Origin of the sequence: Gordonia sp. i37, from assembly GCF_002043085.1 — a bacterium.
GTDB lineage: Bacteria > Actinomycetota > Actinomycetes > Mycobacteriales > Mycobacteriaceae > Gordonia > Gordonia polyisoprenivorans.
The window spans coordinates 1-404 of sequence record NZ_MVPX01000601.1 but is presented as its reverse complement, the minus strand read 5'-3'; the positions used below and the strand labels follow the sequence as shown (position 1 = coordinate 404).

The 404-nt window shown below is 65.1% G+C and carries 1 pseudogene; it reads right to left on the bottom strand.

Annotation, left to right across the window (positions count from 1 at the left end):
• Positions 1 to 404: pseudogene (locus B1964_RS28575) on the bottom strand (IS1380 family transposase); the annotation flags it as partial.

Below are 404 nucleotides of genomic sequence, written 5' to 3'. Positions count from 1 at the left end.
GGTAGTCGCCTTCGCCAGACGCTGTCCACCGAGACAGGCGGCGGCGCGGGTCAGGTTGAACGCGATGACCGCACACACCAGCCAGGCGGCGTTCGCGCAGAACTTTCCCGAGGGCAGATGCGCCAATGCGGAGGCTTTGAGGTCGGCGTGGACTTGCTCGATGATCGCATGACCGCGGTGAGTCTTGTCGGCGGTCACGGTGTCCAGGTCGCTGGTGGTGAAGAACGCATGAAACCGCCACACGTCGAACAAGCCGTCTCCCTCGGCTGCGAAGTCAGGGATACGGCGCACCACCAGCCGTCCGGATACCTGCAGGCGCTTGGCTTTGGAGGTGAACGCGGTGAACGGTACTTCGGCGACCTCGGCCCGCGAGACCCACTGGCCGCTGTCTTCGTCGAAGACGG